This is a genomic window from Halobacillus sp. ABR2_026, assembly GCF_056158545.1.
Genome location: NZ_JBSWTM010000001.1, coordinates 855,417 through 875,087, shown reverse-complemented (window position 1 = coordinate 875,087; position 19,671 = coordinate 855,417). Strand labels below are relative to the sequence as shown.

The 19,671-nt window shown below is 42.8% G+C and carries 18 protein-coding genes; 8 read left to right on the top strand and 10 right to left on the bottom strand.

The window, feature by feature from the left end:
• Positions 1 to 25 precede the first annotated feature (25 nt).
• Together ACXADE_RS04420 and ACXADE_RS04415 are read right to left on the bottom strand one after the other, a co-directional pair.
• Entirely contained in the window at positions 26 to 766 is a 741-nt protein-coding gene (locus ACXADE_RS04420) for a PAS domain-containing protein (RefSeq protein ID WP_474979304.1), read from the bottom strand.
• A gap of 1,145 nt (positions 767 to 1,911) precedes the next feature.
• The gene (locus ACXADE_RS04415) at positions 1,912 to 2,118 is read right to left on the bottom strand and encodes a hypothetical protein (protein WP_474979303.1); all 207 of its coding nucleotides are present in this window, start codon (positions 2,116 to 2,118) and stop codon (positions 1,912 to 1,914) included.
• 216 nt (positions 2,119 to 2,334) lie between these two features.
• Between ACXADE_RS04415 and ACXADE_RS04410 the strand changes: the two genes are divergently transcribed.
• From ACXADE_RS04410 to ACXADE_RS04400, 3 genes are read left to right on the top strand one after another with little or no spacing between them, the layout of a single operon-like run.
• Positions 2,335 to 2,919, top strand: a complete 585-nt coding sequence (locus ACXADE_RS04410) for a TetR/AcrR family transcriptional regulator (RefSeq protein WP_474979302.1) — start codon at positions 2,335 to 2,337, stop codon at positions 2,917 to 2,919.
• A gap of 12 nt (positions 2,920 to 2,931) precedes the next feature.
• The gene (locus ACXADE_RS04405) at positions 2,932 to 3,276 is read left to right on the top strand and encodes a DMT family transporter (RefSeq protein WP_474979301.1); all 345 of its coding nucleotides are present in this window, start codon (positions 2,932 to 2,934) and stop codon (positions 3,274 to 3,276) included.
• Between the two features lie 2 nt (positions 3,277 to 3,278).
• Positions 3,279 to 3,593, top strand: coding sequence for a DMT family transporter (locus ACXADE_RS04400; RefSeq protein ID WP_474979300.1), 315 nt, complete (start codon positions 3,279 to 3,281; stop codon positions 3,591 to 3,593).
• A 288-nt stretch (positions 3,594 to 3,881) separates the two neighbouring features.
• Here the strand turns inward: ACXADE_RS04400 and msrA are convergent, their stop codons facing one another.
• The 4 genes from msrA to nadE form a co-directional block, all read right to left on the bottom strand.
• Entirely contained in the window at positions 3,882 to 4,568 is a 687-nt protein-coding gene (gene msrA / locus ACXADE_RS04395; protein ID WP_474979299.1) for a peptide-methionine (S)-S-oxide reductase MsrA, read from the bottom strand.
• Positions 4,569 to 4,712: 144 nt separating this feature from the next.
• A complete protein-coding gene (locus ACXADE_RS04390; protein ID WP_474979298.1) occupies positions 4,713 to 6,620 on the bottom strand; it encodes an endonuclease MutS2 in 1,908 nt (635 codons plus the stop codon).
• 373 nt (positions 6,621 to 6,993) lie between these two features.
• Entirely contained in the window at positions 6,994 to 7,551 is a 558-nt protein-coding gene (locus ACXADE_RS04385) for a cysteine hydrolase family protein (RefSeq protein WP_474979297.1), read from the bottom strand.
• Positions 7,552 to 7,561: 10 nt separating this feature from the next.
• Positions 7,562 to 8,311 carry an NAD(+) synthase gene (gene nadE, locus ACXADE_RS04380; protein ID WP_474979296.1) on the bottom strand — a complete coding sequence of 250 codons (750 nt, stop codon included), beginning with the start codon at positions 8,309 to 8,311 and terminating at the stop codon, positions 7,562 to 7,564.
• A gap of 309 nt (positions 8,312 to 8,620) precedes the next feature.
• Here nadE and bshB2 point away from each other — a divergent pair, with 309 nt between their 5' ends.
• Complete coding sequence (gene bshB2 / locus ACXADE_RS04375) at positions 8,621 to 9,307, top strand: bacillithiol biosynthesis deacetylase BshB2 (protein ID WP_474979295.1); 687 nt, start codon at positions 8,621 to 8,623, stop codon at positions 9,305 to 9,307.
• A gap of 161 nt (positions 9,308 to 9,468) precedes the next feature.
• Positions 9,469 to 10,218 carry a FixH family protein gene (locus ACXADE_RS04370; RefSeq protein WP_474979294.1) on the top strand — a complete coding sequence of 250 codons (750 nt, stop codon included), beginning with the start codon at positions 9,469 to 9,471 and terminating at the stop codon, positions 10,216 to 10,218.
• Positions 10,219 to 10,259: 41 nt separating this feature from the next.
• Here ACXADE_RS04370 and typA read toward each other — a convergent pair whose 3' ends face one another.
• Positions 10,260 to 12,101: a translational GTPase TypA gene (gene typA / locus ACXADE_RS04365; RefSeq protein ID WP_474979293.1), complete on the bottom strand. Its 1,842-nt coding sequence runs from the start codon at positions 12,099 to 12,101 to the stop codon at positions 10,260 to 10,262.
• 312 nt (positions 12,102 to 12,413) lie between these two features.
• Here typA and ACXADE_RS04360 point away from each other — a divergent pair, with 312 nt between their 5' ends.
• On the top strand, positions 12,414 to 13,352 hold the full coding sequence (locus ACXADE_RS04360; protein WP_474979292.1) for an RluA family pseudouridine synthase: 939 nt from the start codon (positions 12,414 to 12,416) through the stop codon (positions 13,350 to 13,352).
• Between the two features lie 72 nt (positions 13,353 to 13,424).
• Here the strand turns inward: ACXADE_RS04360 and ACXADE_RS04355 are convergent, their stop codons facing one another.
• Positions 13,425 to 13,724, bottom strand: a complete 300-nt coding sequence (locus tag ACXADE_RS04355) for a 4a-hydroxytetrahydrobiopterin dehydratase (RefSeq protein ID WP_474979291.1) — start codon at positions 13,722 to 13,724, stop codon at positions 13,425 to 13,427.
• An 89-nt stretch (positions 13,725 to 13,813) separates the two neighbouring features.
• Entirely contained in the window at positions 13,814 to 15,571 is a 1,758-nt protein-coding gene (locus ACXADE_RS04350) for a M3 family oligoendopeptidase (RefSeq protein ID WP_474979290.1), read from the bottom strand.
• A gap of 575 nt (positions 15,572 to 16,146) precedes the next feature.
• Between ACXADE_RS04350 and ACXADE_RS04345 the strand changes: the two genes are divergently transcribed.
• Positions 16,147 to 17,100, top strand: a complete 954-nt coding sequence (locus ACXADE_RS04345) for a TIGR03571 family LLM class oxidoreductase (RefSeq protein WP_474979289.1) — start codon at positions 16,147 to 16,149, stop codon at positions 17,098 to 17,100.
• A gap of 23 nt (positions 17,101 to 17,123) precedes the next feature.
• On the top strand, positions 17,124 to 17,822 hold the full coding sequence (locus ACXADE_RS04340; protein ID WP_474979288.1) for a DUF5694 domain-containing protein: 699 nt from the start codon (positions 17,124 to 17,126) through the stop codon (positions 17,820 to 17,822).
• 51 nt (positions 17,823 to 17,873) lie between these two features.
• On the opposite strand, the gene ACXADE_RS04335 is transcribed toward ACXADE_RS04340, so the two are convergent.
• Positions 17,874 to 19,499, bottom strand: a complete 1,626-nt coding sequence (locus ACXADE_RS04335; RefSeq protein WP_474979287.1) for a BCCT family transporter — start codon at positions 19,497 to 19,499, stop codon at positions 17,874 to 17,876.
• Positions 19,500 to 19,671: the final 172 nt, after the last annotated feature.

Sequence of the window (19,671 nt, the reverse complement as noted above, 5' to 3'; positions counted from 1 at the left end):
TTAAAAAACAGTCATCTTTTCTTTATCATAATTTCTTTTTGAAACTTGTCCCGAGAAAATAGGCCGTGGCCTGCTGTATATTCATGAATGTCCGTACACCATCCAACTGGATTTGGCTTTGCGCAAACTGCATCACCACTTGCGGGCGCATCCCGGCAAGCACTACTTCAATCCCCAGTAATTTTAGACTCATCATGAGGTTTTTTAGTAGAACCGCCCATTCCTCATCAATCGTTGTAATCCCTGAAAATTGAATGGCTAATTGATTCACCTGCTGCTCCTGACAATAGACAGGGACTCTTTCCAGAAGAATATGACGTTGTTCTTCTCTTAAAATCGGTTGCAAAGGCAATAGAGCATATCCTTTCGCAATCGTTACAATATTAGCTGTCATCTCTTCAATCATGTGAATTAATTCTTTCTCTCTTTTCGTCCGTTCTGTCATATCGAAAATTCTTAAAAGGGTATGGTATTCCCCTTCATGGATGAAACGCTTGGTGTAAATATCCAACACCATTTCTCTTCCTTGTGAATGATACTCCATCCCCTCGAAATCAATGTTCTTTTTCTCTTCAATCGATTTCGATAGGAAGCTTCTCTCAAAAGCCAGTTCAGGAAAGAGTTGCGTGAGGTTTTCCCCAACGATCCGCTTCCCATTTAAATGAAACATTTCCATATAAGCGGGGTTTACATATATGATTGTGTATCTTTCGTCTGTGATGATTACACCTTCATCCAAAAGGTCCAACGCATTTTGCAATAACATCGTGATCCCCCCAGTCTGTATCTCTTACTTTTTATTATGATGCTATAGATAAGAATTGCAAGAAAATTTCGGGTTTATTGTCTAAATATTACGAAAGATTACCAATTCCCTTCCAACTCTACTATTTAATGGAGAAAAAGAAAGGGAATAAACATTAGCTGCCGCTTTCATCCTTATAAAAAAGCTCTGTGAGTTTAGTGTTGATATTACTGCAAAAGTAACTTCCATTTTTATGGAAGTTACTCATTTTTATATTTGGCTTATTCAACGAAAGCTCCCTTTTCTTGAAGACTCAGCTTCGAGATGTTTGTGTGATTCTAGGGGCTCCGGGAAAAGGTTCGCTTTCCATGGGGCGGGCGGTGAGCCTCCTCAGGCTACGCCTTCCGGGGTCTCACCTGTCCCACACGTCCCATAGGAGTCTCACCGTTTCCCTCCGCCCCCTTAACCTTATAAGTGTCTCGAAGCCACTTTGAAAAGGGTGAGCTTGAATGGTCGAGGTTCGAACATCTGTATGGATTCGTAAGTTTCCAATTCTTCTCCCCCAGGCGGGCAGATCATGCGTAGTATCAAGCGTTTGCTAAACGTTCATGGGGTAGAGATGATATCATTCCCTTCTCTTAACCATACAAGCTGATTTTTCAAGTAGTGGTTTCGAGACACTTATATGGCAAAGGGGCGGAGGGGAATGGCGAGACTCCTGCGGGAAAAAAGTGCAGGGTGAGACCCCGCAAGGCGTTAGCCTGAGGAGGCTCACCGCGCTCCCGCGGAAAGCGAGTCATTCCCCGCAGCCCCTATTCACCACACAGAAGTCTCGAAATCAAGTCTTCAACAATCCTGCCATTTAGCGAAAGACTCCGTTTCGAAATCATAATCCAACAAGATTCAATGGTTGGATCGTGAAAGTAGATCATCTAATGGTTTCAACAATTGGAAATAAACTCCTTTTGCCATCCTATCATTCATTGTCACTTCCATCCGTTGCTGCAAATATCAACACTGAACTTTATCAGAGCCATAAAAAAGGATCTGATCGTCGTCTTCATTTCACTTCCATATATTGAAAAAGAAGCAGCAAATCAAAAATAAAGCATAGAAAGAAGAAGTGCGTCAGCGGTTCACTAGCTGAACCGCTGACGCACTTCTTCTCAAGCTTTTTCCATTTTGTCGCACTTAGGTGCCAAGATGGCGACATGTTTTAAATTCCCGATTGCATCAAATTCTATTTCGACATAATCTCCAAGTTTCACAAAGCTAAGCCTTTCTTTGAGTACAGAAAGTTCATTCTTAAATTCGGATTCTTCGACCAAAATTGCATAAGCCCCTTCGTATCGATCCAGTTTATATTGGTTCACCGATTCAGTCCCCTTCTGTTGTAGTTTCTGGTAAATCCTAAGGTTTCTCTCTTTTGGATTTTTCCAGTCTCCTCATATAGGTATAAGTACACTTATTTACAGCATTCCCTACTTGCGAAATGACTAAACATGTCGAAATGAGAGTTCTGGACAAAGAAATATTTACGTGCTAAAATTAAACTAACAACCGTTAGTTAGTTCGGAGGAGAATTGTCAATGACAAAAGAAACGATTATGAAAGAGAGTCTCAAACTCTTTGCTGATCACGGATATGAAAATACGTCCCTTGCGAATATCGCAGAAGCAGTAGGTATAAAGAAACCATCTCTTTACAACCACTTTGATAGTAAAGAAGATTTATTTCTTCATGTTCTTTACGACGTTGGTGAAAGAGAAAAAACGTATATGACGGCACACGTATCCATTCTTCAACCTGATTCTGTAGCTGAACACCTCCATGAAATTTATAGGATATATTTACAGCACATGGCACATTCAACCGAAGGCACGTTCTTCAAACGAGTGACTTTCTTTCCACCTGAGGAATTCGCAGATGAGATCAAGAAAGTTTTCTTAATGGTGGAGGACTGTATGTCTGAACTGATACGTCCAGTGTTTGAACAGGGCATTGAACAAGGAATCATTCGCCCTTTATCTACAGATACGCTGACATCTGCTTTTTATACGTTAATTGATGGCTTGTTCCTGGAAGAAAATTTCTACGATCAGGAAATATATGAAGAAAGACAAAAAGCTAGCTGGGAGATATTCTGGCTTGGAATACAGAACCCGGAGCAATAGGGGGTAAAAAGTATGGCATGGATTTATTTATTCATCGGGGCATTTTTTGAAATCGGCTGGGCCGTAGGACTGAAATTATCAGAAGGGTTCACAGACCCCCTTTTTTCTTCTATTACGGTCGTCTGCATCATCATCAGTTTTACTTTTTTCACGAAAGCTTTAAAGGTGATCGATATTGGTACAGGGTATGCGATCTTCACCGGAATAGGAGCAGCTGGTACAGCTGTGATCGGGATGATTTTTCTTGGCGACGGAGGCGGAGCTTGGAAAGTCTTTTTTATTGTGCTTTTAATTACAGGCATCATCGGATTGAAAATGTCTGAATCAGGAACAGAACAAGTTCAACAGGAGGGATAATCATGGCATGGGTATTTTTAATGATGGCTGGCGCAGGTGAAATGACAGCCATGTTTTTCTTAAAGCTGTCTGATGGATTCAAGAAACGACAACCGGCATTCATGGCTATGATTGCCGGTGCCGCAAGCTTTTATTTCCTTTCTTTATCCTTGAAAGAGTTACCGATCGGGACCGCCTATGGGATATGGACAGGAATCGGTTCAGCTGGAACGGTCTTATTGGGAATCTTCTTTTTTAAAGAAGAAGCTAACCGGAAACGTTTGTTGTTCATTACCTGCATCATTGCTGGTGTTATCGGGTTAAAAATGGTTTCATAAATGCTTCATAGTTCTTGTCATGTTCAGCTCGAACGTCTACAATAGAATAAGCAACAATCTACATTATTCGACACTCCTTGCGAGTTTCTGTCGTTTTGTAGTGATGGAGGAAAATAATAATGAGAAGAGTCTTACTTGCCATCCTTATGATCATCGTCATGTGTTTCAGCTATGTCGGCTACACTAATATGGATACGGATGCGAATCCTTCCATACCTAAAGAAACCGAAAGCTATTGATGTTAAAACCCCCTTCGCAACTGCGAAGGGGGTTTCGTTCTTTTCCGTCTTACTTTTTCGGAAGATCAACTTCTAAGTCCTCTCCCCATATTCCTTCTAAATATTGGTCCCGGCCGGAGTTTCGGCGATAAAAATCATACCGGAGCTTATTTTTCTTATAATAGTCCTGATGATACTCTTCTGCTTTATAAAACTCTCCTGCTTTCTGAATCGGAGTTACGATTTCAGACTGAAAACGCCCCGAAGCGGCGAGTTTCTTTTTCGACTGCTGAGCAGCTTTTTGCTGTTCCTCGGTATGAAAGAAAATGGCTGTTGTATATTGATAGCCACGATCTACAAACTGCCCTTTGTCATCCGTAGGATTTATTTGTTTCCAAAACACATCGAGAATTTGATTGTACGTAATTACGTCGGGGTCGTAATATACTTGAACGGATTCAATATGCCCTGTACCTCCTGCAGAAACTTCCTCATAGGAAGGGTTTTCTGTTTCTCCTCCTGTATACCCTGATATGACACTATGGACACCTTTTAACTTTTCAAAAGGGGGCTCCATACACCAAAAGCATCCGCCCGCAAGCGTAGCAACTTCAAAACCTTCAGGAATGTTCTCGGCTTGAACAGCTTCGCTATCGTAGTTTCTCTTCGTGAAATACGCATAAGCTTCCGGGATAGCTACAATGGCAATTCCTATTAGGATGACAACAGGAACAATCCATTTCATCCGCTTCTTCATAACTCTTCCCCCTTTTTGTGGTTGGGTACAGAATAACATGTTTCTTTTAGGGAAGGCCCCCTTCATGCTTAGAAAGTTGTGTTGATAAAAAGCAAATCCCCCATATAAGACAGCTTGTGAAAATATGGACGATTCCCGCTCCTTTTATTCTTCATCCTCGAGGATCAAACCCTCTACATGTTTCCGATCCATGACTTTTTTTGTTTTTCTGTATTCTTTAGATTTAAAAATGATATCAAAATCATAGTCCTCAGGATAAAGTTCATCTGCTGGTATGTGCAATTTCAAACGTTTGTGATTGTATTGTTTTTTCACGCCTTTTACTTGAACGATATAATTTCCTGAAGCGTCCGGACCTTTATAGACGATTCCCATTTCTTCTTCCGCAGGGATCCAGACATTATCGCCCATTTGAAAATCTGCGACGTTTTTCTTTTGCGCCTTACGTTTATGTTTCCCCCGGTGAACAGCCATCTGCTTTTCATAGCCCGGGCTTTTCAGAATGGCGTCCTCTTTAGTGAAATCTGCCTTCTGTTTGTAGGTGATTTCATAAGCATGATTCAGAATTTCCGGGTGCAGACCAAGCTTATACGCTATATCGAAAGCCTGACTTTTACCAGCCGTACCGATCTGCAGTTCATAGGTCGGCTTTAAAGTTTCTAAATCAAATGCCATGGCTCCATTAACAAACCCTTCTTTTTCCTGGGCATAGTGTTTCATTTCACTATAGTGGGTGGTCGCCAGGATGACAGCCCCCTTGGAAGCCAATTGATCAAGAATAGCTGTCGCCAGCCCCATTCCTTCCCCGGGATCTGTCCCTGATCCAATTTCATCTAACAGAAGCAGCGAATGGTCGTTCGTTTCCTGGAGGATTTCTATTAAATTTATAAGCCTGGAACTGAATGTACTCAAATTCTCTTCCATACTCTGTCCGTCTCCTATATCTACAAATACATGTTGGAAAAGCGGGAGCGTCGTTCCTGGATGAGCAGATATCGGAAGACCACATTGAGCCATCAAGCAGAACAAGCCGACCGTTTTCAGTGTGACCGTTTTACCTCCTGTATTCGGACCAGTGATCAATAGTGCCTGATCCTCTTCACTCATTCGCAGGTTCAGGGGAACTGCGCTTTCCCCGAGAAGAGGATGTCGTCCCTCCCTGATTTCAATCACGCTCTTAGAAATAGAGGGAAAATGTCCATCAATGGCCTGCTTATATTTTGCTTTGGCAAACAATACATCATATTGATGCATCGTTTCCATGGCTATATGAAGTTCATGCTCTTTTTCCAGGACAGAGGAAGTCAGAGAGTATAAGATCCGTTCCACCTCCTGGTCTTCCTGCATTCTTAATAAATGTACCTGCTCTTGCAGGGATGCTACTTCCTCGGGTTCAATGAATAATGTTGCTCCTGAGGAAGATTGCTCTACAATGCTCCCCTTCACTTTGGAACGATTTTCACGTTTGACTGGAAGAGTCAATCGGCCTCCCTTATCGACTGGTCTCGCTTCCTGTAGAAATGTGCTATATTTTTTGGCGGAACGATCGATTCGCACTTTCATATCCGAGAGAGTTTTATCGATTTTTCTTCTTACTTTCTCCAATTCTTTCGATGCAGCATCATCAATTTGTCCGTGTCGAATATGTTGATGAATTTCTTCTTCTAGTTGAGATAAATCTGCCATCGAGTCAACATAATGGGAAATCGTGGGCGCAAGAATATGCTTATCTTTCATAAACCTTTTCAGCTTTGTACAGTGTTCGAGAAAAGATATAAGAAACCCAAATTGCTGCGGGCGGATATACATTCCTTTTTCGCCCTGCTCCATCATGACTTGGATATCTCCAAGGGTATGAATCGGAACATGACTGTGACGTTGGATAATTGCCCAAGCCTCCTCCACTTCTTCCTGCATCCTTTCCAGTCTTTTTTGATTCCTGATCGGCTGCACATTCCGAATGGTTTCTTTGGCTCGTTCTGTATGAGCAAAGGAACTGGCTTTCATTAATATGTCGTTTAATCCTAATACTTCAAATGTTTGATGATTCAATGTTCTTCCTCCTTTATTTACAGATGATTCTCCATAAAGACAAAAAAGTCCGCAACAAGCTGTAATAGCTCGCTGCGGACTTTTTCGGGAAGTGGTTCCACGAAAGTACGAAAAAAAGCTATGACTGAATAAGCCAGTCATAGCTTTTCGGTTCGTTTGATCCGGCTATGCTTATGCTTGTTCTTAACTGTTCCTGAAAAATGGTATGACAAACCAAGCATGCAGTCGCATGCTTTTTTTCAGGACATATCCAATTCATGGATTAGTTAAGAACAACCACACTCATAAATCATTTCTCCTTCTTAATCGAAAGTGACAATCGTGGAACCATCACCTGTGTTCTCTTATAATATATGGAAAAGTAACGGAACTGTCAACTGCTGAACACTTCCTGTAACCGTTCAATAGCCATCTCGTCCGTCCTGGCTGATAAGGACCGTTTCATAATTCTTAAAGCATTCTCATTATCCTCTGTATATTCCGAAGCCGTTCCATCTTCTGGCACCCATAGATTATACTCTCTCATATAGGCATCATTCGCCGTGAAGATCACGCAGATATCTCCAGCCACCCCAGTAAGTATCAGATTTTTTACGTTCAGCTGATCTAAAAGAATACTCAACTGAGTCCCAAAAAAACCGGAATGCTTCGGCTTGATGATGAAGTAGTCATCGTCATCTGGTTCCATAGCTTCCACTACGGGTTTCCCCGGGCCTTTCTTACATTCTTCCAAAAGTTCTGAGGCGTTGTCCTGCCAAAGACCAAAGTTATCGTTCACATAAATAACAGGCAGGCCAAGCTCCTTGACTTCTTTCTTAAATGTTTGCAAACGCTCTGAGACTGGGAGGCTGTTCTCCAACAGCAGTTCTCCTCCGTCAAAATCCATTTTGTTAATCATATCAATGATGATCAAAGCTGTGTCCTGCTTCATAAAATAGCCCTCACGCTCCTTCGAACCGATCGGGACCAGCTGGGACCTCTCGTTTATGAGCGGTTTTTTTATGACGATCCTCCAATTGTTTCCTGTCTTCTTCGTCGATGGTGTCCCCTTTCAGATACGCATCAATTGTATCGTATGACATCCCGAGCTCCTCTTCATCGGTCTGACCTTCCCAAAGTTCAGCACTCGGTTTTTTATGGATGATAGAGTCCGGAACATTCAAGGCTTTGGCCATCTCCCGAACTTCTTCTTTTCTCAAATTGATCAAAGGGACGAGATCAACCCCGCCATCTCCATACTTCGTGAAATAACCGGTATAGTCTTCAGCAGCATTATCTGTTCCTACCACAAGGTAATTATAGTTGTTACCAACAGCATAAAGCGTACTCATCCGAAGCCGGGCTTTTAGATTTGCCCCGCCGAGCTGGGAATGCTCTTCATTCCAATCCCCTTTTGCACTCAATTGTCCTTTGATCGTCTCGTAAGTCGTTTGATAAGCGTCCGTCAATTCAATCCCAACATAATCCAAACCTGAACCTTCCACGAGGGCAAGAGCATCCTTCTGATCTTCCACGTGTTGTTCAATCGGAAGGATGACTCCCAATGAATCGCCCGGGAACGCCCGTTTAATCAAATAGGAAACGACAGCCGAATCTATTCCACCACTGATCCCTACCAAAAGCCCGTCTGCCCCTGCTTCTTCTTTCTTCTGGCGCAGCCAATCCGTCAAATACTCGATTCTTTCTTCCATGTTCATAAACTCCCTTCATTTTACAATCTAAAGACTGCTTTCCTTTTAGAGGGAAAAAATAAACCTCATGCGATGGACGTATTCCTTCATCCTGAATTCTTTAAAGCTTTATGTATAAGGAAAAAACAGAAGTTCCCTTTAGCCATGCGTTTACTGAGAAAAATGAACACCCACACCTTCAGCTCATTATGCAATAAATCATACATATATAAGACGGAATATATAGAGAGCCATAAACAAATGACTTTTCATTTAACTTCATTTAAGCAATAATGAAAGACAGTGAACCTCTGTAAGGAGTGAAAGATAATGATCGAAAAAGAAAACCACGTACTCGTTATTTTCCCGCACCCCGATGATGAAGCTTTCGGAGTTTCCGGGACAATTACATCTTATATAAAACAAGGCACTCCTCTCACCTATGCGTGCCTCACACTTGGTGAAATGGGAAGGAACCTCGGAAAGCCTACGTTTGCTACGAGAGAATCCCTTCCGGAAATCAGACGTAAAGAATTGATCAAAGCGTCTGAAGAAATGGGAATCAAAGACTTAAGAATGATGGGGCTGCGTGACAAAACGCTGGAATTTGAAGATGATGAAGAAATGAAACAGATGGTCAGCCAATTGATTGATGAATTAAAACCATCTTTAGTGATCAGCTTTTATCCAGGGTTTGCAGTACATCCCGACCATGAAGCTACCGCACGAGCTGTAGTCAGAGCTTTACGAGAATTGGACGATCATCAGCGTCCGAAATTCCACGCGGTAGCATTCGCTAATGATACAGAAGAAAAATTAGGGGAGCCAGATGTGGTGAACGACATTCGCGCCGTCCAGAAAGAGAAGCTAGCAGCGATGCGCGCTCATATTTCCCAAACTGCCCGTATGTTAGAAATGCTGGAGGAGGGCATCAAAGTCAATGATCCTGAAGCATTGAAGTGGGTCACCGATGAACGCTTTTATACGTACGACTGGCAGAATGATACGGTAGAATAGAGAGGAAAGCTCTTCAGAGCCCCTCTCTTTTTGTTTGGTCATTCCTCTATTTTGTCACAAGATAGTCTAAAAATAACCAAGAATGTCAATGCTTAAAATGATATCCTGATGGTAGGTCTAGGCAACCAAAGACTCCAATACACAGATAAAGGAGATGCATTATGAAAAAAGTATTTATTTCTTTCCTTTTAATTCTTTTGATCAGTGCTTGTTCTACGAATAATGATAAGGAAGAATCTTCATCAGCTGATGAAAATGAGCAGGCCGCAGCAGTTCCTGAAGTGCAAGTGGAATTTGAACAGGAGACTTTGCCAGTAGATTCAGAAACGACGATTCAAGCAAAGGTAACCCAGGAGGGGGATCCTGTAGAAGACGCGGAATATGTGAAGTTTGAAATATGGCACGATGACGATGGACAAGACGCATCAAAAACAATAGAAGCTGAACATACAGAAGACGGCATCTATACGATTGATCATACGTTCAGTAAAGATGGTACATATCAAGTGATTGCCCATACTCAAGTTGGTGATCTCCATACCATGCCGCAAAAAGAAGTGAGCGTTGGGAAAGAAACCAAGACCGACGGACATGACCACAGCGATACCTCTGGAAAGTTCATGGTTCACTTGATGACAGAACAAACCTTTAGAGCTGGGGAAGCTGCAACCTTGACGACGCATATTAACCATATGGAAGAACCTTTCGCTGAAGCGCAGGTCCGTTTCGAAATCAGTTCCGAACAAATGGAAAAACATCTATTCATTGATGCTGAAGAACAGGAACGTGGAGAATATACCGCAGCCCACACGTTCAATGCCCCTGGGACCTATACCATCAATGTTCATTATGAAAAGCCTGAAGAAGAAATCCATGGTCATCAGGAAGAGACCATTGAAGTAACTGAATAATAAAAAGCCCGTTGCATCGCCTATGCAACGGGCTTTTTTCATTACGCTTCTGTATTTTGAAGCTTTTTCTTTTTCGCCATTTTTTCACGTTCGTTTTTATTCAAGTACTTCTTACGAAGACGAACGCTTTCCGGTGTTACTTCACAGTACTCATCATCATCCAGATACTCAATGGCTTCTTCTAATGTCATTTGACGAGTTTTCTTGATCGTATTCGTTGTGTCTTTGTTAGCCGAACGAATGTTGGTCAAATGTTTTTCTTTCGTGATGTTAACCGTAAGGTCGTTTTCACGGTTGTGTTCCCCGACGATCATTCCTTCGTACACTTCTGTACCTGGCTCTACGAAAATCGTTCCGCGGTCTTCCAGGTTCATAATACCATACGTAGAGGCTTTTCCTTTATCAAGTGATACAAGGACTCCTTCACGACGGCCGCCCACTTGACCTTTTGTCAATGGTGCATAACCGTCAAACGTATGGTTAAGGATTCCATACCCACGCGTCTGAGTCATGAATTCTGTAGAATAACCGATCAACCCACGGGATGGAACAAGAAATTCAAGACGAACTTGGCCATTTCCATCGTTCACCATGTCCTGCATTTCACCTTTACGATAGCCAATGGATTCCATGACAGCACCCTGGTACTCTTCCGGTGTATCGATCTGAACGCGTTCAACAGGTTCACAAGTCACGCCATCTACTTCTTTCAAAATAACTTTTGGCTTGGATAACTGCAGTTCATAGCCTTCACGACGCATATTTTCTACAAGAATGGACAGATGGAGTTCTCCACGTCCTGAAACAGTGAAAGCATCCGGAGAGTCCGTAGGGTCTACGCGCAGACTTACATCTGTTTCCAATTGAGTCATAAGACGCTCTTCAATTTGGCGAGCTGTCACATACTTTCCTTCACGTCCAGCAAAAGGACTGTTGTTTACAAGGAAAGTCATTTGAAGAGTCGGTTCGTCGATTCTTGGAATCTCCATCGCCTCTTGATGGTCAGGATTACAAACTGTTTCACCTACGTTGATATCTTCCATTCCCGCAAGAGCGATGATGTCCCCCGCTTTTGCTTCTTCAATCTCTACACGTTTCAAACCGATGAACCCGAAGAGTTTCGATACGCGGAAGTTTTTCACAGAACCATCTTTTTTCATTAAGGAAACCTGCTGGCCCACTTTAATGGAACCATTGAACACACGACCGATTCCGATTCTTCCCAAATAATCGTTATAATCAAGCAGTGTCACCTGGTATTGAAGAGGCTCTTCTTTCGTATCTACAGGTGCTGGGATGTTGTTCATGATCAGTTTGAAGATCGGATCCATGGTATCCTGTTGGTCTTCCGGCTCATCCCCTGACGTACCGTTCAATGCAGAAGCATAAACGACTGGGAATTCCAACTGTTCATCATCCGCTCCGAGCTCGATGAACAAATCAAGAACTTCATCAATCACTTCGTTTGGTCTTGCATTTGGACGGTCGATTTTGTTCAGGACGACGACAGGAGTCAGTTTTTGGTCCAACGCTTTTTTCAGTACGAAACGCGTTTGGGGCATACAACCTTCATAGGCGTCGACAACGAGAAGAACACCATCAACCATTTTAAGGATACGTTCTACTTCTCCACCGAAATCTGCGTGACCCGGTGTATCTAAAATATTGATACGTGTATCGTTATAATTGATCGCGGTATTTTTAGCCAAAATGGTAATGCCGCGTTCTTTTTCCAAATCATTAGAGTCCATGGCGCGCTCATCGACATGCTCGTTATCACGGAAAGTCCCGGAATAGTGCAGCATTTGGTCAACCAGTGTTGTTTTTCCGTGGTCAACGTGTGCGATGATCGCTATATTACGAATATCGTCTCTGTGTTGCATGAAGCACACACCTCTTTCGTATTACAAATTATTCAACCCTTCTATTATAACATAGTTCTAATGAGGTAGATACCTGATTTACATACAGTTAACATCACCTTCCAGATTTTCCTCCCAGTCTTAGTGTAGAAATCTACACCCGTTCTCCAAACCTGCCCCCCCCCCATTTATTCCCTGGTGTATCCGGTACACGGTAGAGATGATTGCGTAACGGGTACAGGAAGGAGTAAAATAAAGGACAGTTCGTACCTGGTACCAATATGCGCGATTCTCCGGCCGGGTATTCAGTAATCGAGGAAATTAGGTGTAGAAATGAAAACGAAACGAATGGGAGAATGGTTTGAAGTCATCATTCCTGAAAAATGGGACGGAATGACGATTGAGAAGATCCTGAAAAAGGAATGGAATGTACCGCGAAAGTTGATGCACAGTTTCCGTTCCAATAGAGAAGTAACCTTAAATAATGAGAATCCACACTGGAAAACAGCGAAAGTCACTTCTGGAGATGTTTTGCGGATCCGTCTTTTCCGCCCACAACCTCTTGAAGTGACGCCGACATATATGGATATTGACGTCATTTACGAAGATGATCATCTGCTTGTCATTAACAAGCCAGCCGGCGTATTCACTCACCCGAATACGCCTCATGAACATGACACGCTTGTGAACGGGGCTGCTTTTTACTTCCAAATGAATGGGATTGAGGCTACTCCTAAATATGTTCACCGCCTCGACCGTGACACATCGGGAGCGATTCTTTTTGCAAAGCACGATCTTGCAGTTGCTATGCTTGGAAAAGAACTGCAGGAACGTAAAATCAAAAGGACTTACTTGGCATGGGTTCATGGAAAATTGAAGCCTAAGCGTGGGAAAATAGAAAAACCAATTGGAAAAGATCGGCACCACCCCGTAAGACGAAGAGTTTCGCAAGGCGGCCAGCAGGCAGAAACCCACTATGAAGTCCTGTCGTACGCCCCCGCTCATGATGCTACGCTCGTAAAGTTACAACTTCAAACAGGCAGAACCCATCAAATCCGCGTCCATTTGAGTCATATTGGCCATCCTCTCATTGGAGACGAAATGTACGGCGGAAAAGGAAGTATGGACTACAAACAAGCCCTGCATGCCGCCCGCCTTACATTGGTTCACCCTTTCACAGAGGCAGAAATCCAATGCCTGGCGATGCCGGGAGACCATTCTCCTTTATTCACTGAGGAGCAGGTCAAATCCTTAGAACAACCATTCATGTAAATCACGAAAAGACCGCCCTTCATAAGAGCGGTCTTTTCTCATCATCCACCTTACGATTCAGTGGACATAGCTTTATTTGATGGCGTCATAGAGTTCGTCATATCTTTCTGCACAGGAAAGATCAAGTTCTGTGAGCCCTTTCGCATTCCATGAAGTCAGCTTGAGGGTAACCATCTTGTAATCAATGCTTATAAAAGGATGATGCTGGATATCCTCTGAATATTCCGCAATATGATTGACAAATTGAACCCCTGTCAAAAATTCACGGAATCTGTATCGTTTTACGATGAACTTTTCATCGGTAAGCTTCCAACCATCCAACTGGGAGACGCGTCGTTCCTTTTCTTCTTCCGGAATCAGCTTTTCTTCCATTGCTCGATTCCTCCTTTATATTAGGTTTTGCTACACTCAATTAACAATAATCAGGTCATTCCTTCGATTGAGTTACGATGATCTTTCTATTAAACAAGTTCCATGAAAGACTTCAAGTCGGAAAGACACAATTCCACCGCATGGACCCAGAATTCCTTCTCTTCTAAATCAACACCTAAATGCTTGTCCGCAAGTTCCTCTACCGTCATCTTTCCTGTATCCTGAAGTAAAGCGATATATTGACCCTCAAACTCAGGACCAACTTGAAGAGCTTTTGCGTAAATGCCCATACTGAACAAATACCCAAATGTATACGGAAAATTATAGAAAGGGACATCTGTAATATGGAAATGAAGCTTGGATGCCCAAAACGTCGGATCGTACTCCTCCAATGTCTGAACATACGCTTCTTCCTGTGCTTCTTTCATTAGACGATCCAGCCTGTCTTTAGAAACGATGCCATGTCTTCTTTCTTCATAAAATCGCGTTTCAAACAGGAACCTCGCGTGAATGTTCATGAAAAATGCAACACTTCGCTGCACTTTATCTTCTAACAGAACAAGCTTCTCTGCTTCATTAGCCGCTTCTTTCACCGCTGCATCCGCAACAATCATTTCTGCAAACGTCGATGCCGTTTCAGCAACGTTCATGGCATAGCCTTGATTCAATACCGGAAGTTCATCCATGACATGCTGATGATAGGCATGACCAAGCTCATGGGCGAGAGTAGCGACACTGGACGGACTTCCGGAATACGTCATAAAGATTCTTGTTTCTCCGCTGTCAGGAAAACTTGTACAGAATCCTCCTGGCTGCTTCCCTGGGCGATCTTCTGCTTCAATCCAATTCTTTTCAAACGCCATCTCAGCGAATTCAGCCATCTTTGGGCTGAACTTCCGGAAATGATGAATGATGAATTCCGCACCTTCCTGGAAAGTCTTGTGCTGATTGGTATCTCCAAGCGGCGCCTCTACATCATAAAAGCTCAAGCGGTCCAGCCCTAACTTCTCAGCCTTCTTCTTCATGTATGGAACGTAATGGTGTTTATATTCCGTAATCGTCTCCCACATCGCATCTAACGTTTTTTCACTCATTCTGTTGTAGTCAAGGGGTTCTTTCAAAACATTATCCCACTTCCGATGTTTGTAGGTCTGTAAACGGAAGCCTGCCAGATGATTCAACGTTTCTACAAACAAATCTGAAGCCTCTCCCCAAGTATCCTGGAGTTTATCAAAAGCTTCTTTTCTCACGGATCGTTGTGAATCATCCAGACGATTAGAAGCCTGTCCTACAGACAACTCTTCCCCATCCAGCTCCACCGTTAACTTGGCGACAAGTGCATCATACATCTGCCCCCATGCATGATATCCATCGACGCCTAAATCATTGATCAACGATTCTTTGCCAACTTCTAATTTATCTTTAGCCAGCGCACGTCTTTCATCTAACACGAAGGAAAGGGCCTGAAAAGGCTTTTGATTCAAAAGTGACTTCCAAACATCGTCATCCACCTGCACTAGAATCTGATCCATCTCTGTCAAAGCATTTCCAAGCCTTGCTCCTAATTCACTTCTTTTCGACTGCCACATCCCGGCTTTTTTGTCATGAACATCCTGAGCATTCAAACAGCTGACAAAAGCACCAAATTCACTTAATCGCTTCGTCGTTTTTTGCACGATTTCCACGATTCCATGAAGTTCTTCCGTTTGGTCTGTATTCTTAGGCGCGCTGAACGTTTGAAGCGAATTTTCTAAATCACTCAACATCCCTTCTGTTTTCTTCACATATTCCTTAAGCTCTTCCGATTCACTTCCCCCTGGAAAAATAGAATCCAGATCCCAGGTCATTTGATACACTCCCAATGAATTCCCCCACTTTCATATGTCAAATCTATTTACTAAGACACCCTTTCCATTATATCAGAATCTTCCAAATTTCTCTTATGATCGTTTATTGTCACATTTGGTTGAAATCATTTTGATATGATATTGTAATATTAATGAAACCTTTCTGACTATTCAATCGTCTTTATTAGTAGAATGTTTTTAAACCCGACCGCCCTGTTTTTATGACCATTCATTAGAAAGGGGAAGATAAAGATGAGAAAGAGAATTGAATACGATGCAGCGGAAATTGCAAGTGTGGCAGGAGGATCTGCTATTCTGACAACCCTTCTTTATTTGACGATATATATTCTATAATGAACTCTAATGAAAGCTCCCATCAGATGGGGGCTTTTTTAATGGTCCTGTCCCTTCCGTTGATCCGAAGATTAGAATAGGCTTAGGACCCACCGAAACGAATGGTATACTTACAGACACCAGTCGGAAATCTTTGCATACGATGCCCCTTTTATGATTAGTTTTCTTTAAGGATTCTTAATATAATGAAAGAACCATTTTTATGTGAAGGAGGTTTTTTCATGTTCCAAAACCACCAAGGGTATCAGGAGATGGTACAGCCAAATCAGATCACTTTCGGATTGACTGTACCTATTGAAAATTACGATAAATCCCCCCCGACAATGGATTACCAAGTGCAAATGGCACAGATGGCCGAAGAATTTAACTTCCATTGTCTTTGGTTTCAGGACGTCTTGTTGGAAGACCTTACGTTTGAAGATCCCGCAACCGGGCAGATTTTCGACAGTCTGATATACCTGACCTATTTAGCTTCCCATACGGAAAGGATTAATCTCGGAACAGCCGCTTTAGTCATGCCGCTCCGTCACCCTATACGAACGGCAAAAGAAATCGCAAGCATTGAAAAACTTTTCCCAGAACGTCTGATGTTCGGAATATCATCCGGAGATCGGAGAAAAGATTTCGAAGGACTTAACATCCCCATTATGGAGAGAAGTGAATGGTTCCGTGAAGCTTTTCATGTTTTCAGGGAAGCGATTTACAAAGAGTTTCCCACCCTCTCGTCCTCCTTCGGTACATTAAACCGGTCGAACATTGTCCCCAAGCCGGCTAAAAAGATCCCAACATTTATGACCGGCTATTGCCAGCAATCTTTAGACTGGGTAGCTGAACATGGGGATGGTTGGATGTTCTATCCTCAGCGGCCGGAACAGCAGAAAGAAACCATTGCCGAGTACAGAAAAAAAGTGAAGCATTATCATGGGAAAGATGCCTTCAAACCCTTTTTAATGCCCCTTCCTCTGCAGCTTCAAGAAGACCCGGACGCTCCTTCCGAAAAAATACCTGCTGGTTATAAAGTTGGTAGGAAAGGTCTAGTTAAATTAATCGAAGAATACCGTTCCATTGGAGTTAATCATTTGATGTTCGGTTTATCAAAAAATGAGAGACCGGTGAAAGAAGTAGTTCAAGAACTCGGGGAAGAGGTTCTGCCCTTATTCACTTCTCACCGGTAACCTTCGAAAGGAGAGAGTTTATTATGAACAAGCCGGAGATCTTGCTTGTGGGCATGTTCCATATGTCCATGTATCCGGATATGGTGAATGACCAGCAGGAAGAGATCAAAGAAATCGTCCACTCACTGGAAACATTCAAACCAACAAAAATCGCTGTAGAAAAACCCTACCTGATCGAAGAAGAGCTGGACCGGAAATATCAATTATACAGAAACAACAAGCTTCACCCTACGTATGACGAAGTAGAACAAATCGCTTTCCGTCTTGCGGATGGCCTCGATTTATCACGGATCCATCCCATTGATGAAGTCGTAGATATGTCTACCCCGCCCTTGAACCAAGTGTTCGAGTGGGCGAAAGAGCATCAGCCGGATTTATTCAATGAAATGATGCAAATCCAAAGCAACCTCAAACAGATGGAAAGCCACGATTCGATCAAAAGTATGCTCCATTATGTAAACGATCCAAGATACCTCCAAGAGCTACAAAGAATCTATATGAAACTGTCCCGTGTTGGCGACAGGCAGCACCAAGTAGGTGTTCAATGGTTGAAACAGTGGCATCATAGAGACTTAGCAATCTCCGCCAATATTTCACGGTTGATTGAAGACCATGACCGTATTCTCGTACTTATTGGCGGGGATCATCTTCGTCTGCTTGAACAGTTTCTCGCAGACAGCGGAGACTATGTCCTAAAGAAAGCAGGAGACTATTTTCAATGAATAAAAAAAAGAGGTTTTCCCGATGGATGACCGGGGAAACCTCTTTTTACATTATTCTTGATCTTTTTTATCTTCAAGTGCTTCAAGAGCAGAGCGCTTCTTCTTCTTCTTACGTTTCTTCCAACGTTTGATGTGAATGGTACTCGGTTCATAGTCATCAGATTCCCTGATATCCGTATTGGACGCTTTCATGAAGGACCATGCCAGCAGGAACATGATAATAATGAGCGGGAAACCACCTACAATACTGGCGGTTTGTAGTGTATCCAAACCTCCGAGGAACATCAGGGCAAGCGGCATCAAACACAAAGCAAATGCCCAGAACAAACGGTTCCAGCGTAAAGGTTCTCCTTCTACATTCTTCTGTACAACAGAAGCGAGAATGTAAGAAGAGGAATCAAATGTCGTCGCAAGGAAAATAATCGCAAGCACGGTGAAAATCAATACCATGAATTTCGCTAGCGGTAGCTGGTTGATGATCGCAACGATGGTTGCGGGTGCTCCGTTAGCATCCATGAATGCAATGGCATCGAACTGACCTGTCAACTGCATGTACAATCCGAAGTTCCCCATGATTCCGAAGAACAGAACACAGCCAAGCGTACCGTAAACCATTGTTCCAAGTACCATCTGACGGATGGTACGTCCTCTGGAAATACGGGCAACGAAAAGACCTACGAATGGTGCATAAACAAGCCACCAAGCCCAGTAGAAAATGGTCCAGTATTCTGGAAAGCTCGTTTTCTCAAACTGACCTAAGTTCCCAAATGGCTCCATCCATGTGGCCATTTTAAAGAAGTTGTCAGCCAGAATTCCCAGTCCGTTGAATGTCGTTTCACTAATGAAACGAGTTGGACCGAAGATGAAGATGAAGGCAAGCAGGAAAATCGAAAGCCATAAGTTGACGTCACTCAGAACTTTGATTCCCCGTTTCAGTCCTGAATAGGAACTGATGGCAAAAATCAGTGTACATAATAGCATAATAACAGTTTTCATACCTAAATTCGCTGGAATTCCAGTCAGGCTATTTATCCCTTCAGCAATCATCGGCGTACCGAGAGCAAGGGTTGTACCTGCTCCACCTAAAAGACCAAACATGAATAATACATCAATGATGTTACCGAGAGGACCATCAACAGAATCTCCCAATACCGGGCGTACAGCTTCACTAACTTTTAGCACCGGTTTCTTCCGCACGTAATAGAAATAGGCGATCGGGAGTGCCGGAAGCGTATAAATCGCCCACGCAATTGGACCCCAGTGGAACATTCCATAAGCAGAAGCCCATTGGATTGCCTCTTTGGATTCAGGTTCTATACCGAAGGGAGGTCCTTGATAATAATACGCCCACTCGATAACCGCCCAGTAAAGGATACTGGAACCGATACCGGCAGCAAACAACATCGCTGCCCAGGAGAAAGTATTAAACTCAGGCTTTTCCCCTTCATCTCCAAGTTTGATCGAACCGTTCTTACTAAAAGCAACATACACAAGGAAAACAAAAATGACAAAACCTAAAATCATATAAAGGACACCAAAGTTTTCCGTCATAAATGTATTCGCTTGAGACACGACTTCTTTACCAGCCTCCGGAAAGACGATCAGCGGGATCGTAACACCGAGAAGCAATACGAGAGCACCAATAAACGTCGGCCAATCGATTAATCTTGTTTTCAAATGACATACATCCTTTCCAATTCTTCAATAATTAGTTTGTTCTGTGAGAGGCAATTCATGCAAAGTTGCGAAGTTATGTACCGGAGAAAAACACGAGCACTATTGTAACAAGTGTATACACAGAAGGCAAATGGGGGTGTAAGTTCTATACCCTATCTAGTTAAAAAAAAAC

What these genes read in the sequence shown, in the direction of transcription:
- msrA (WP_474979299.1), bottom strand. Translation starts at nt 4,568, where the DNA reads ATGAAGAAGCGGATGAAATGGATTGTTCCTGTTGTCATCCTAATAGGA.
- ACXADE_RS04360 (WP_474979292.1), top strand. Translation starts at nt 12,414, where the DNA reads ATGAAAACGAAACGAATGGGAGAATGGTTTGAAGTCATCATTCCTGAA.
- ACXADE_RS04370 (WP_474979294.1), top strand. Translation starts at nt 9,469, where the DNA reads ATGAAAAAAGTATTTATTTCTTTCCTTTTAATTCTTTTGATCAGTGCT.
- typA (WP_474979293.1), bottom strand. Translation starts at nt 12,101, where the DNA reads ATGCAACACAGAGACGATATTCGTAATATAGCGATCATCGCACACGTT.
- ACXADE_RS04345 (WP_474979289.1), top strand. Translation starts at nt 16,147, where the DNA reads ATGTTCCAAAACCACCAAGGGTATCAGGAGATGGTACAGCCAAATCAG.
- ACXADE_RS04400 (WP_474979300.1), top strand. Translation starts at nt 3,279, where the DNA reads ATGGCATGGGTATTTTTAATGATGGCTGGCGCAGGTGAAATGACAGCC.
- ACXADE_RS04340 (WP_474979288.1), top strand. Translation starts at nt 17,124, where the DNA reads ATGAACAAGCCGGAGATCTTGCTTGTGGGCATGTTCCATATGTCCATG.
- ACXADE_RS04355 (WP_474979291.1), bottom strand. Translation starts at nt 13,724, where the DNA reads ATGGAAGAAAAGCTGATTCCGGAAGAAGAAAAGGAACGACGCGTCTCC.
- bshB2 (WP_474979295.1), top strand. Translation starts at nt 8,621, where the DNA reads ATGATCGAAAAAGAAAACCACGTACTCGTTATTTTCCCGCACCCCGAT.
- ACXADE_RS04420 (WP_474979304.1), bottom strand. Translation starts at nt 766, where the DNA reads ATGTTATTGCAAAATGCGTTGGACCTTTTGGATGAAGGTGTAATCATC.
- ACXADE_RS04410 (WP_474979302.1), top strand. Translation starts at nt 2,335, where the DNA reads ATGACAAAAGAAACGATTATGAAAGAGAGTCTCAAACTCTTTGCTGAT.
- ACXADE_RS04385 (WP_474979297.1), bottom strand. Translation starts at nt 7,551, where the DNA reads ATGAAGCAGGACACAGCTTTGATCATCATTGATATGATTAACAAAATG.
- ACXADE_RS04350 (WP_474979290.1), bottom strand. Translation starts at nt 15,571, where the DNA reads ATGACCTGGGATCTGGATTCTATTTTTCCAGGGGGAAGTGAATCGGAA.
- ACXADE_RS04405 (WP_474979301.1), top strand. Translation starts at nt 2,932, where the DNA reads ATGGCATGGATTTATTTATTCATCGGGGCATTTTTTGAAATCGGCTGG.
- nadE (WP_474979296.1), bottom strand. Translation starts at nt 8,311, where the DNA reads ATGGAAGAAAGAATCGAGTATTTGACGGATTGGCTGCGCCAGAAGAAA.